12 protein-coding genes are annotated in these 13,489 nt (G+C 44.1%); 5 read left to right on the top strand and 7 right to left on the bottom strand.

Translation table 11 applies throughout. The features are described from left to right. Window positions 1–133: 133 nt before the first annotated feature. Window positions 134–559, top strand: coding sequence for a hypothetical protein (locus NWQ57_RS09845; RefSeq protein WP_306021978.1), 426 nt, complete (start codon window positions 134–136; stop codon window positions 557–559). A 6-nt stretch (window positions 560–565) separates the two neighbouring features. Here the strand turns inward: NWQ57_RS09845 and NWQ57_RS09840 are convergent, their stop codons facing one another. Next, complete coding sequence (locus tag NWQ57_RS09840) at window positions 566–1,447, bottom strand: carbon-nitrogen hydrolase family protein (RefSeq protein WP_306021977.1); 882 nt, start codon at window positions 1,445–1,447, stop codon at window positions 566–568. After that, window positions 1,444–1,629, bottom strand: coding sequence for a hypothetical protein (locus NWQ57_RS09835; RefSeq protein WP_306021976.1), 186 nt, complete (start codon window positions 1,627–1,629; stop codon window positions 1,444–1,446). Before NWQ57_RS09835 ends, NWQ57_RS09840 begins: the two co-directional genes overlap by 4 nt. Window positions 1,630–2,299: 670 nt before the next feature. Between NWQ57_RS09835 and NWQ57_RS09830 the strand changes: the two genes are divergently transcribed. Then, window positions 2,300–3,757, top strand: coding sequence for a carbon starvation protein A (locus NWQ57_RS09830; protein ID WP_306021975.1), 1,458 nt, complete (start codon window positions 2,300–2,302; stop codon window positions 3,755–3,757). 35 nt (window positions 3,758–3,792) lie between these two features. Here NWQ57_RS09830 and NWQ57_RS09825 read toward each other — a convergent pair whose 3' ends face one another. From NWQ57_RS09825 to NWQ57_RS09810, 4 genes are all read right to left on the bottom strand, one after another. Then, window positions 3,793–5,307, bottom strand: a complete 1,515-nt coding sequence (locus tag NWQ57_RS09825; RefSeq protein WP_306021974.1) for a YifB family Mg chelatase-like AAA ATPase — start codon at window positions 5,305–5,307, stop codon at window positions 3,793–3,795. Between the two features lie 74 nt (window positions 5,308–5,381). Continuing rightward, complete coding sequence (locus NWQ57_RS09820) at window positions 5,382–6,599, bottom strand: ABC transporter permease (RefSeq protein ID WP_306021973.1); 1,218 nt, start codon at window positions 6,597–6,599, stop codon at window positions 5,382–5,384. Further along, window positions 6,589–7,521 carry an ABC transporter ATP-binding protein gene (locus tag NWQ57_RS09815; protein WP_306021972.1) on the bottom strand — a complete coding sequence of 311 codons (933 nt, stop codon included), beginning with the start codon at window positions 7,519–7,521 and terminating at the stop codon, window positions 6,589–6,591. The genes NWQ57_RS09820 and NWQ57_RS09815 overlap by 11 nt, the downstream gene beginning before the upstream one ends. Before the next feature lie 105 nt (window positions 7,522–7,626). After that, window positions 7,627–8,250 (bottom strand): trimeric intracellular cation channel family protein, encoded by a 624-nt coding sequence (locus tag NWQ57_RS09810; RefSeq protein ID WP_306021971.1) that lies wholly within the window; start codon window positions 8,248–8,250, stop codon window positions 7,627–7,629. Between the two features lie 422 nt (window positions 8,251–8,672). Between NWQ57_RS09810 and ilvD the strand changes: the two genes are divergently transcribed. Genes ilvD through NWQ57_RS09795 form a run of 3 tightly spaced genes read left to right on the top strand, consistent with a single transcriptional unit; the run spans window position 8,673 to window position 13,012 of the window. Next, entirely contained in the window at window positions 8,673–10,520 is a 1,848-nt protein-coding gene (gene ilvD / locus NWQ57_RS09805; protein ID WP_306021970.1) for a dihydroxy-acid dehydratase, read from the top strand. Beyond that, window positions 10,521–12,068 carry a threonine ammonia-lyase, biosynthetic gene (gene ilvA, locus NWQ57_RS09800; RefSeq protein ID WP_306021969.1) on the top strand — a complete coding sequence of 516 codons (1,548 nt, stop codon included), beginning with the start codon at window positions 10,521–10,523 and terminating at the stop codon, window positions 12,066–12,068. A gap of 23 nt (window positions 12,069–12,091) precedes the next feature. Then, window positions 12,092–13,012 carry a glutaminase gene (locus NWQ57_RS09795; protein ID WP_306021968.1) on the top strand — a complete coding sequence of 307 codons (921 nt, stop codon included), beginning with the start codon at window positions 12,092–12,094 and terminating at the stop codon, window positions 13,010–13,012. A gap of 21 nt (window positions 13,013–13,033) precedes the next feature. Here NWQ57_RS09795 and NWQ57_RS09790 read toward each other — a convergent pair whose 3' ends face one another. Further along, window positions 13,034–13,486 (bottom strand): BLUF domain-containing protein, encoded by a 453-nt coding sequence (locus NWQ57_RS09790; protein ID WP_306021967.1) that lies wholly within the window; start codon window positions 13,484–13,486, stop codon window positions 13,034–13,036. Window positions 13,487–13,489 lie beyond the last annotated feature (3 nt).

Genomic DNA, 13,489 nt, shown 5'->3' with positions numbered 1-13,489 from the left:
TACCCCAACGTTGGACACGCTAAGCCTTACTGCCCTTATCGTTTTTTATATTTCGCACATTAATCTTTGACTAATATCCTGTTGCCTTGCAAAAATAGCGCTTAACTTCATCCAACATGGGTTGTTTTTTTGCATGAAAAAATCTATGCCAGCCTTAGGGCCTATTTTGGTGGGGATCGTGCTTTTTCCGATTGTGTTGTTTGCTGGTTTTTCTTTTTGGAAAACGAATACCTATGAAGATGCCTTAGCAATTTTAGCTCGTCTTACTGTCCCTCAAAAAGTGGAGATACTCGATACGTGCAATGCACTGATGGCTAATATTGAGTCGTCAAAAAAGATGATTGAAAAATCCCCCTTTGCATTTATGTCTATCGATTTTATTCGGCTCAGCCATAAAACCTGCGAAGTGTTCTTGTATAAAGGTCCCGGAAAAGGCGTGGGATTTGTTGTCAGACAACAAGCAGAGCAAAACCCCGGATTTTATTGGTTTAATGATTATGAAAGTTGGGATCGTCATCCAGTTGAATTACAAAGCCTTCCTTCTACACTACCTAAATGATGTAGCTTAACTGGCCAATTTAGCTGCATGTTGTTTATTCCAGTCTCGGTGGTTAAGCACTTGACCTTGCTGGCGAATATGGGATAACTCAGCCAAATCTATCTCAGCGTTTAGCCATTGGGCTGAATTATCTTTAATTTGCAGCAAAATTCCATCTTCAGGAAATCCACGATCGACAGGGGTATAAATGCTGGCATTGCCAGTATTGCAGTCAACGGCAGGAGACCACTCTGCCCGGCCAACAGTAGGCGAATGCAAGACATAACATTGGTTTTCAAGGGCTCGAGCTTGGCTACCTATGCGTACTCGATGAAATCCTGCCAATCCGTCGGTGCAACTTGGTACTAACAGTAAGTCAGCGCCCGCAGACACTTGTTGTTGCGCATATAACGGAAACTCGGAGTCATAACAAATGTTGACTCCGAGTTTACCAATATCAGTACTGAACACTTTAATTTCATCGCCTGGATTAATAATCCATTGCTCATTTTCAAAACGCGTCATCATCAATTTATCTTGATAGCCAATTAAACCATCCGGTCCAAACAGATTCGCCCTATTGCGAAACGTTTTATTCGCTAAAAGTACCGGAAAGCTGCTGGCAAGAACGATGCAGTTATAGCGCTTTGCTAACTCAATATAGCAAGCTTGATAAGCTTGATAGAGGCCTTGCATCGCATACAGTTGCTGACTTAAATCACTATAAACGGTTTCATCAAAGAGTGATGCAAGCTCCATACTGCCATACTCTGGGAACACTAATAACTGTGCGTTTTGGGTGTAAGCCTGTTGAAACCAACTTTCCAGTTTGCTCGTAAATTGGTCAAAATGCGTAAAAAAGCTAATATCATATTGAGCAACAGCAACCTTACATTTTTTTTTGATCATGTTTTCATCCAGTAAGCCAGAAGTTTAGGGTTTTCAATTGTTTTACCCATCTCTCGCCAAACGAAGCTCGTGATTATCTCAGTTATTTTCTGGTAATCCTGACCGCGATATTGAGGAAAGCGAACGGCTTCGCCACAGTAAAATACTGTTTCTATGGCATAAGCACCATTCATCAGAGCCATTGGTACCTCTTCTGTACGCCAATGTATGGGTATTTCGGTCTATGCTCCACGATTTTTCTATCATCCTTGATCATAACAACAGGCCTTGCTGTGCAGTAAAATGGGATGATACATAGCGTGACTCACAACTAAGCGCCCCTAGATACAAATAAGGGCATTCAAAAATAATCTATATTTTTAAAGCGGCTAGCTCGGGTACATACTGTTGTGCACATCTTCCATTCATTGACTTTGTGCTGATCATGACTCTCCAAAAGTTGGCCCTCCTAGGCTATTTCACCCTGTAAGTTATCGTCACAACGTTACCCTTGTTATCTGCTTGCATTAACAAGCAACCAATACAGAGACCTTGTGTGTATGCAGTATTTTATCTACTTTCTACTGCTAATAGTTAGAAAGCAACAAATATGCCTGAACAGATAATTATGCGGGTTTTGTACAAATGGCTTTCATGAAACACAGGCTCTCCCAACAAACTGATAGTTAAGCCTCTAATATAATGACAAGACACTTAAGCCTAAAAAGTGGCTGTAAGTCACTACTATTGTGCATGCCAGTCAAATTTGTTGCTATCTGTTGTTGGCAAAGCGCTTCTGTTAATCTAGCGGCGTAAATCAAAGACAATCCTAAACACTTGTTTAAATAAGTACGCACAGAGATACCTAACATTATGATCATCTTCTTTATCTGTATTACTATTTTGCTCATTGGTTATAAATTTTACAGTCCTTTTGTTGAAAAACAGGCGGGTATTGACCCAAATGCTATCACCCCGCAATCACGTTTTAACGAGGGGGTTGATTATGTTGCTATTCATCCTGTCAGAGCCTTTTTGATTCAGTTTTTAAATATTGCCGGAGTTGGGCCGATTTTCGGTCCCATCTTAGGGGCACTTTATGGTCCGGTTGCATTAGTATGGATTGTATTGGGCAATGTATTAGGTGGAGCCGTTCACGACTATTTTTCTGGTGTAATGAGCATCAAAGAAGATGGAAAAAGTTTACCTGAAATAGCCGGGCACTATTACAACGTGGTATTCAAAGGACTAATGTTGGTTTTTACCGCGATGTTGCTGTTTTTTGTCGGCGTGGTATTTATCATGAGTCCGGCGGGTCTGCTGAGTAACCTTGACTCATTTGAAGGTACGATTCTGGCGAACAATACCTTTTGGGTCTTAGTGATTTTGGCTTATTACTTTTTAGCCACTTTGTTACCCATCGATAAAATCATCACCAAGTTTTATCCAATCTTTGGTTTGTTGATGATAGTTATGACCAGTATGATCGCCATAGCCTTACTGTTAGATGCACCACATCTTCCCCTTGCTGGTGATTTTTGGGCCTATTTTGAAAGCGAGCACGCCCATGACTTTTTAGCGCCAAATCCCGATGGTTTGCCCACTTGGCCGCTGTTATTTATCACAATAACCTGTGGCGCGATCAGTGGTTTTCACTCTACTCAAGCGCCGATCATTGCACGTTGTTTAACTAACGAAAAATACGTACGTCCAGTCTATTACGGCGCCATGATGTGTGAAGGTATTGTTGCTTGTGTGTGGGCTCTGGCAGGTATTGCTGCGTTTCCAGAAGGATATGCGGGTCTTAAAGCCATGTTAGATATTGGTGGGCCGGGCTTGGTCGTTAACCATATTGCAAACAGCTATTTGGGGCTGTTTGGTGGCATTATGGCTATTATAGCCGTTGCGGTTTTCCCCATTACATCTGGTGATACCGCCTTTCGTTCACTGCGCTTGACCTTGGTAGACGCCTTTAATATTCCACAAAGTATCCGTAACCGTTTGTTATTGTCTATCCCGATTTTGACCATCGCTTTTCTGATGACCAAACTAGATTTTACGCTTATTTGGCGCTACTTTGCTTTTTCAAATATGTTGTTATCCACCAGCGTGTTGTGGCTTGCCACTAAATATGTATTTGATCGCGGAAGCTTTCATTGGATTGTGAGTATTCCTGCGGTAATCGCCTCGGCTATTACTCTGTCATACATCATGACAGCGGCAATTGGCTTTAATTTGTCCAGTGAATTAGGCAAACCTATTGGCGTCGTTGTTGCGGTAATTGGCTTCGTTGGATTGGTATTTTTCCATAAAAAACATCAGCGAGTCTGACGTAGGTCGCCTCTCAACCTTGAGGCTTTAATTGCTTAGTTATTCGCCAATTGAGCCAACATTCTATCAAAGGCCCGATAATGCAAGGCTTCTGCTAAATGTGGGCGTTGTATATGCGGGCTATTCGCTAAATCGGCAATACTGCGCGCCACCTTTAGTACGCGGTGATAGGTGCGCAGTGATAAACCAAGTTTCTCTACAGCCCGCTGTAAAAAGAGTTGATCTTCAGTGCTAAGTTTGCAGTGTATGTCTACTTCTTTGCTCCCTAATTGAGCATTGGTTTTTCCCGCTCTTAACAGTTGCTGCTGGCGTGCAGCGAATACTCGTTGGCGGACTTCACGGCTGCTTTCACCTCGTTGTTTTACTTGTTCTGAAAAATCATTAGCGGGCAATTTGGGCACATCAACTTGTAAGTCTATTCGGTCTAAAAAAGGCCCTGAAATACGGTTTAAATACCGTAATACTTGGTCTGATGTTGAGCGGCCATCATTAAGGCTGCCTGTGGGGCTCGGATTCATAGCTGCGACAAGCTGAAATTGCGCCGGAAATTGGGCTTGCCGTGCTGCCCGTGAAATTGACACGGTGCCTGACTCAAGGGGTTCGCGCAGCACGTCGAGTACCTTTCTATCAAACTCAGGTAATTCGTCTAAAAAGAGTACGCCATGATGGGCTAGGGATATTTCACCTGGGCGTGGAATGCTGCCGCCACCTACTAAAGCTACCGCAGAGCTAGTGTGGTGGGGATGGCGAAAAGGGCGCTGCTTCCATGTAGCAGGGTCAACCGGTTTACCCACAATTGAATGTATGGCCGCACTAGCGAGTGCTTCCTCGTCGCTCATGGGTGGCAGTATGGTAATCAAGCGACTGGCTAACATGGTTTTGCCAGTACCAGGTGGCCCAGTAAACAATAAATTATGCGCCCCCGCTGCAGCGATTTCTAAGGCGCGTTTGGCGGTACTTTGGCCTACGACATCTTGTAAATCGTTGTCGTATTGTGCCTCTTGTGTTGCAGTATTAACTTGAAAGTAAGCAAGGGGTTTTTGCCCCATAATGTGGTTAAACACATCCACTAGCTGATGTGCTCCAATGATTTTAGCGTCTTTAATCAGTGAGGCTTCAGCGGCGTTATCAATAGGTAATATGGCATGATGTTTAGCTTGAGAGCAGGCATAAGCAAAGGGTAATGCACCACTGACCGCACGAATTTCACCAGATAAAGCTAGCTCGCCGACCAGCTCTAATTGCTGCAGTTGCGCAGCGGGTAATTGATAAGTAGCGGCAATAATACCAATAGCAATGGCAAGATCAAAGCGTCCTCCATCTTTGGGTAAGTCAGCAGGGGCAAGGTTAACGGTGATACGTTTAGCCGGAAATTCAAAGCCAGAGTTAACGAGTGCGCTGCGTACCCGATCTTTTGCTTCTCGTACCGACGCCTCTGGTAACCCGACTAAATTGAAACAGGGTAGGCCATTTGCTAAATGCACTTCTACATTAATAAGGGGGGCGTCGATGCCAACACTGGCTCGCGAAAAGACAAGGGCTAAGGACATACGCAACTCCATTTGCAGGCACACACTGTAGTGATAAGGCTAGCCAATCCTTGGCAAAATGCGAATTTAAAGCTTTAGCCGGTCGAACGATCGCTAATCGTCCAGCTAATCATTTGTTTCATTGATGGCTCTTTACCATACATGTTCATGCCCATTTTAAAGAGTCTCCCCGCGGCGCCCCTCATCCACAGGTTTAACATGAGTAACATGGCACATGATAAGAGCGGTTGCCACAGTGGTACTTCAAGGACCGACATTCTCACTGGCATAGCCGCAAAAGATGTCAGCGGAAAATAACTCAAAAACTGCAAGGCCCAGCCTGATGGGCTATCCATGACCAAAAAAGTTAAAATAATCGGCACTAAGGGTAATAACATGATGCTGGTTTTGGCGCTGTGATTTGGATCGTCGATGGCAGCAGCAATAGCTGCCATGAAGGCTGTACACAAGTAAATCCCGCAGAGTGAAAATAAGGCAAACCAGGGCAGCATTGCCCAGTCGATAACACGCATATCAATGCTATTTCCACCGATAATGACAGAGAAAAAGGCATAGCCCAATAAACCAGTAAGTGCGGCGCTGGTCATGGCTTTTATCGCGTGCAACATTTGTCCGAGGATCTTGCCATCAATCCAAGTTTGTGGACTCATGCAGGCATAAAGCTGTTCAGTAACCCGCTGTTGTTTTTCTCCCGTAACACTGGCAAATAGTTGGCCAAATGAGGTAAACATGCCTGCCAGTAGCAATACTAAAATACCCACTGCGGTGGAACTGCTGGTTTTTTCATCTGATTTGATACGTTCATCTAAATAGCTGAAATCAAAACGTGCTGGCGCGTTTAATACGGCTAACTGTTTTTCTTGTAAACCTAAGCGAGTGGCGAAGTTGAGAGTGTAGTGTTGTATGAGTTGCTGTTGCAGTTGTTCAAGCCACGCCTGTTTATCTTGGCTGTAGATACTCACTTGTTTACTGCCGTCAGCAAGGTCCTGTTCAATGAGTATAGCGTCCCACTTTTGTTGCTCGCTTAACTCGATTTTTAGCGTCTGTAAATCGAGACTGGTATGAATAAACTGAAAGTTATCAGTGTTTTGCGGCAGATTGATATGCTCAGATACGGCAATGCGATACATGTCCTGGGTGTCGTCTTTAACCTGTTGCCATACAAAAACCAGTAGCCCGATACCAAGCATAATGAGTTTTGAAACCAGTTCTTGTTTCCATTTAAAAAAATGGGTGAATTCCCAAGACGTAACCAACCATGTTTGCGCCCATTTACTTGGTTTATTTATCACTGTTGGCTTCTCCATGGTTAGCAATTGCTGATAGATATAGCTGGTGAAGATCTAATTTTTCACTGTGCAAACTGACTAACTCGCCAAGTCTAGGCAAAATGAGCAACAGGTCGTTTAAAACATGTTGATTACTCAAATTAATACGTAAAGTGTGTGAATCGATTAACTGATAAGCAGAGTCTTTAAGTAAGCTGGTGATACGCTTTTCATCTATGTTTTCAGAAAATTTTGCGGTTAATACGCCTGACACCTTAGCCTGTTGGCGGATGGCATGTAGTGTGCCGTAAAAAACGCACTGGCCCTTATTGAGTAGCAACATTCTATCAGCTAGCTTTTCCACCATGGCCATTTGATGAGCGCTAAGTATAACGGTCATACCCTTGGCTTTTAACTCAGCCAAAAATTGTACAACCTTTTCTTGATTAATAGGGTCGAGCCCAGAAAATGGCTCATCCAATATGACCCAACTAGGTTGATGAATGACCGCGGTAATTAACTGTACTTTTTGTTGATTACCTTTGGATAAGGATTTTAGCTGTGCGTCGATACGATCTAATAAATCAAAGCGTTCTAACCAATACTTAGCTTCTTTAATGGCGGCCGTTTTATCTACCCCATTGAGTTGGGCAAAATAGACAATGTTTTTGAGCACTGACTTTTCGGGGTATAAGCCACGATCTTCTGGTAAATAGCCTAAGGCGTGAGAAGGGATAAAGGGATAATAGCGATTGTTTATGCTGACTTTAATTTGTCCGGAGTCGGCTTGGGTAAAACCACTCAGCATGCGGATCAGTGATGACTTGCCAGCCCCATTTGGCCCTAATAGTGCAAATATCTCGCCTTTTTTAACACCAAACGATAATCGATTAATCGCCTGCACCTGAGCGTACTGTTTACAGATTTGCTGAACTTCAAGTTCCATTTGCTATCCTCTTTTTAAATGACGGCATTGATTGAGACCAAGATAGATCGCAATACTCCATAGTCAGCATTATTCGAAATTTATTACATGCAATGGCAATAGTACTTATTCTACTTTGTCATGAGCTTGGAAAACGGGCAAATGCCAATGCCATTTCATGGCGCCAAGCCGAAAAATAAGAGTAATGGCAAAACCGGTACTTAAGCACAAAATCGGGCTCAAATTTAATGACATCGCACCCATGTAGCAAGCGCCGCCAAGAATACAGGCAGTGGCGTATAATTCGCCTTTTAGCACCAGAGGGATTTCGCGACAAATAACATCACGAATTAAACCACCGAATACACCGGTCATGGTACCCAGCGCAATGGCAATAAGCGGCGATGCGCCGTAAGTCAGCGCTTTTTGCAAACCCATCACGTTAAAAAAAGCTAAACCAATAGCATCGGCAAATAACAGATAGCCTAAGGGGAAGGTATTTTTAGTACGTAACCAAATAATGGTAATCAGGGCTGCCGCGAGTATGGCGTAAAAGAAACTGGGGTCTTGAACCCAGAACACCGGTAAATCGAGTATCATGTCGCGCAATGTCCCACCACCAATGGCCGTTACAGATGCAAGAACAACAACTCCAAAACCATCCATGTTCTTTTTATAGGCCATCAATGTGCCTGATACAGCAAAAACGGCAACGCCGACTAAGTCTACCCAATGTAACCACGTGATCATATTAACCCCACCTCTTTGCGGCGCTCATCATACGCGCTTAGATTTATGTGTGGCAAGTCACGGGTATAATTGGCCATTTTGAATATATACTCCTTCAAAAAAGCATATAACAGAGCTTGCTTGCTAGTTTAGGTTCGTGTTACCAATACATGCAGTGACGATTTATTATTTTTAAAGCCCTATACCCAGCTCTCAGGAGTGCGATCTTGTGCCCAACTTATTCATAACAGCGTGGCTGAGAATAGTAGTTGTGATTATTTCATTGCGGGGATAGTGCTGACATAAAGGTTAGCTAACTAGACCCCCGCACCACCGTCCGGGGGTTTTTTATTGGTGGGCATTATCCGCACCACCAATAAAAATTCTAAAGGTTTTTAGGCAGATATTACTGCTTCCATTACAGATTATAAAAGGTGTCAAACATGCCAAAGTTACGTTCAGCAACCTCCACCCAAGGCAGAAATATGGCTGGTGCCAGAGCCTTATGGCGCGCCACGGGTATGACTGATAAAGATTTCACTAAACCAATTATTGCGGTGTCTAATTCTTTTACTCAGTTTGTGCCGGGCCATGTTCACTTAAAAGATATGGGACAATTGGTTGCGCGTAGTATTGAGGCGGCGGGCGGTGTGGCAAAAGAATTTAACACCATCGCTGTAGATGACGGTATTGCCATGGGCCACAGCGGTATGTTGTACAGTTTGCCTTCTCGCGAAATTATTGCCGATGCCGTGGAGTACATGGTTAACGCTCATTGCGCTGATGCCATCGTATGTATCTCGAACTGTGACAAGATTACTCCGGGGATGTTGATGGCCTCAATGCGCCTGAACGTGCCAGTAATATTTGTATCAGGTGGTCCAATGGAAGCGGGTAAAACCAAGCTATCTGACAAAATTATCAAACTTGATCTGGTTGATGCCATGGTAGCGGGTGTTGATAGTAATGTATCAGATGAAGAAAGTGGTGAGGTAGAGCGTTCAGCTTGTCCTACTTGTGGCTCATGTTCTGGTATGTTTACCGCCAATTCCATGAACTGTTTAACCGAAGCTTTAGGTTTGTCTTTGCCCGGCAATGGTTCAATGTTAGCCACCCATGCCGACCGCGAAAGTTTGTTTATTAAAGCAGGTCAACAAATTGTTGAGCTGTGTAAACGTTATTATGAACAAGATGATGAAAGCGTATTACCTCGCAACATCGCTAATTTTAAAGCCTTTGAAAACGCGATGACACTCGATATTGCCATGGGCGGCTCAACCAATACCATTTTACACTTGTTAGCTGCTGCGATTGAAGGTGAAGTGCCCTTTACCCTTGAAGATATCGACCGTTTATCGCGCAAAGTACCACACCTATGTAAGGTTGCGCCTTCTACACCACTTTATCATATGGAAGACGTACACCGTGCTGGTGGCGTGTTGGGTATATTAAATGAGTTGAACAAAGCGGGTTTATTGCATGGCGACAGCATGCATGTACTGGGTAAAACCATGGGCGAAGTGATCAGTGAATGGGATATAACTAATCCGGCCAATGAGCACGCCTTAACTTTTTACCGAGCGGGCCCTGCTGGCATTCGCACTACCAAAGCCTTTAGCCAAGATTGCCGTTACCCGACTGCCGATACAGACCGCGAAAATGGCTGTATTCGCGACCGAGCACATGCCTTCAGCGAAGAAGGTGGTTTGGCTGTTTTGTTTGGTAATATTGCTGAAGACGGCTGTATTGTAAAAACGGCAGGCGTGGATGAGTCTATCCACAAGTTTACCGGGCGTGCGCGTATATATGAAAGTCAAGATGAGGCCGTTAGCGCTATTTTAGGTGATCAGGTGGTAGCAGGTGACGTGGTCGTTATTCGTTACGAAGGTCCTAAAGGCGGCCCTGGTATGCAAGAAATGCTGTACCCAACAACCTATCTTAAAGCCAAAGGTTTGGGCAAGAAGTGTGCGCTGATCACCGACGGGCGTTTTTCGGGTGGTACCTCAGGTTTGTCTATTGGACATTGTTCACCAGAAGCCGCAAGTGGTGGTGGCATCGGCTTAATAGAAGAAGGTGATAACATTATCATTGATATTCCTGCTCGTTTTATCGGCGTGGATATTTCAGATGAGGTATTGCAACATCGCCGTGAAAAAATGAATGCCAGCGACAAACCATGGAAGCCTCTTAACCGTGAGCGCAAGGTCAGCTTAGCCCTGAAAGCCTATGCCTTATTGGCCACTAGCGCTGATAAAGGCGCAGTGCGTAATGCTGCCATGTTGGAAGATTAAATGAGCCTGTCAGCCAACGATTATTTAAAACGCATCTTATTGGCACCCGTTTATGATGTGGCAGTCAAAAGTGATTTGGTCAAACTTGATAAGTTGTCGGCTACTTTAGGCAATGAAATTTGGTTAAAGCGTGAAGATCAACAACCCGTTAAGTCATTTAAATTACGCGGTGCCTACAATAAGTTAGCCAGCTTATCTGATGAGCAGTTGCAAGCTGGCGTGGTGGCTGCCTCTGCCGGTAACCACGCGCAAGGAGTAGCTTACTCGGCACAGCGGAAAAAAATACAAGCGCATATTGTGATGCCAGAAACCACGCCTGACATCAAGGTAGATGCAGTGCGTAGTTTCGGCGGTGAGTATGCCAATGTGATTTTGCATGGCACCAGCTTTGACCAAGCTAAAGATGAAGCCCTACGCTTATCGCAAGTCCATGGATATACCATGGTGGCCCCCTTTGATGATGAAGATGTTATTACTGGCCAAGGCACCATTGGTCGTGAACTCCTCGAGCAAAACCCTCATATCGATACCCTATTTATCGCGGTAGGTGGTGGTGGTTTGGCAGCGGGTATCTCGGTTTTTTTGAAGCAACTTAAGCCCGATCTAAAAATTATTGCCGTAGAATCAGATGAATCTGCTTGTTTGCAAGCCGCTATCAAAGCGGGTAAGCCTGTGCCATTGCCCTCTGTAGGGATCTTTGCAGATGGCGTGGCAGTAAAAACCATCGGAACTGAGCCTTTTCGTTTATGCCAACAATACATCGATGAGGTGATCACGGTTTCTACTGATGAAATTTGTGCGGCAATTAAAGATATTTTTGATGACACCCGCGTGATAGCTGAACCTGCAGGCGCATTGTCGATTGCTGGTATTCGTAAATATTTACAACAAAATCCGATGCAAGGGCATACCTTCGGCGGTATTTTGTGTGGCGCTAATATTAACTTTCATACCTTGCGTTATGTGTCTGAACGCTGCGAGTTAGGCGAGCAAAAAGAAGCGGTATTTGCGGTTAAAATTCCAGAGCGTGCTGGTGCGTTCAAGCAGTTTTGTGAGTTATTAGGTGGTCGTATCATTACCGAATTTAATTACCGCTATGCTACCGAGGGCGAGGCCCATATCTTTGTGGGTATTAAATTGCGTGGTGGTAGGGCAGAGTTCAAAGAATTAAGCACGACATTGGCTCAGCATGACTACCAATGTTTTGATCTTAGTGAAAACGAGATGGCTAAGTTGCACGTGCGGTATATGGTGGGTGGTCGCCCAGCACATTTGCAAAACGAACATATTTTTTCATTCGAATTTCCTGAATACCCCGGCGCCCTGATGAAGTTTTTAAATACCTTGGGTGAAACGTGGAACATTACCTTGTTTCATTATCGCAATCATGGCGCAGCCGCGGGCTTAGTGTTGTGTGGTTTTGAAATTCCACCTGAGCAACGTACTGATTTTGATCAACACTTAGCCGCGCTAAATTATCAACACGAAGAGCAAACCCATAATCCGGCCTATCGTTTCTTTTTATCTGATTTGAAAGGTGTGTTTTAGTTAAGTGTCATCCGGAGTTGTCTGTGCAAACTATTATAGATGATATCGCTGCGCAGATGGCTTTGGTGCCTAACAAGGGCACTGTCGCATCCTATATTCCGCAGCTTGCAAGTGTTAACCCAGACCAGTTCGCCATTAGTATCGCCCTGACAAATGGCGAGGTTTATCACGCGGGCTGCGCACACACCCTATTCTCCATACAAAGTGTTTCTAAAGTTTTTACTCTTACCTTAGCACTAGGCAAACTAGGGGAGCGGGTTTGGCAACGCGTTGGTCGTGAACCCTCAGGTGACCCGTTTAATTCTATTGTGCAACTGGAACACGAGCACGGTAAACCCCGAAATCCTTTCATTAACGCTGGCGCCATCGCGATTGCTGATGCCATTATGCAGGGCCATCAACCCAAAGAAGCCTTGGCTGAAATTATACAGTTTGTGCGTTTTTTAGCGAATGATGACAGTATTGCCATTGATGAAAAAGTGGCGCGCTCAGAGTTAGAAACCGGTGACCGAAACGCCTCTTTAGCACATTTTATGGCGTCTTTCGGTCATTTTAAAAACCCAGTTGATGCGGTGCTCGGCACGTATTTTCATCATTGCTCTATCGCCATGAATACTCAGCAACTTGCCACAGCGGGTTTGTTTTTAGCCAATAATGGCATCAATCCACATACGGGTTATGCCGTTGTGTCACCCAATCGTGCGAAGCGCATCAACTCATTGATGTTGATGTGCGGTCATTATGATGGTTCGGGTGAGTTTGCATTTAGAGTGGGTTTACCGGGTAAAAGTGGCGTGGGCGGTGGTATATTGGTTATTGCACCGGGTAAAGCATCAATAGCGGTGTGGTCGCCTGGACTTGATGCAATTGGCAACAGTAAGTTAGGCACTCATGCCCTTGAGATATTGGCGCAAAAGACCGGATGGTCAATCTTCGGTGAGTAGTTACTCGATTAGCTGGATGGCCTAATTAGTGTTGGTTTTTCTAAAGTAATCGAGTAATTCTAAGGCAAAGTTTTTATGTTCAACAAAGTGATTAATATTTGCATCCTGGTGCATGAATTCTGAGAAGCCTTGCACCTCGGGCATAGGCACATCATCGAGTAATTTAAATCCCATTTGCCAATCAGCAAAGCAGCGTTTGCTGATTGGTCGATACGCTAACTGATATACTTGGTCATGGCGTTGGTCTTGTTTGATTTTGTCGAACAATAGATTAATCGCTTTTTCAGGGCCTTCTATGGCTTGAATAAAATTGCCTTTATTGTTGTATAGCAGCAAACCAGAAATATCGTTTAAGTAATTATTTTTTCGCGCGATTTTGAGGATTTCAATAAGATCTTGGTGAGTAAAGTCGACACTGGCGACACTGACATACACTAATTCAACTAATGATGCTGTTGATTCATGCTTATTCATAAA

Origin of the sequence: Paraglaciecola sp. (genome assembly GCF_030730205.1) — a bacterium.
Lineage (GTDB): Bacteria > Pseudomonadota > Gammaproteobacteria > Enterobacterales > Alteromonadaceae > Paraglaciecola.
This window is presented reverse-complemented; position numbering and strand designations above follow the sequence as displayed.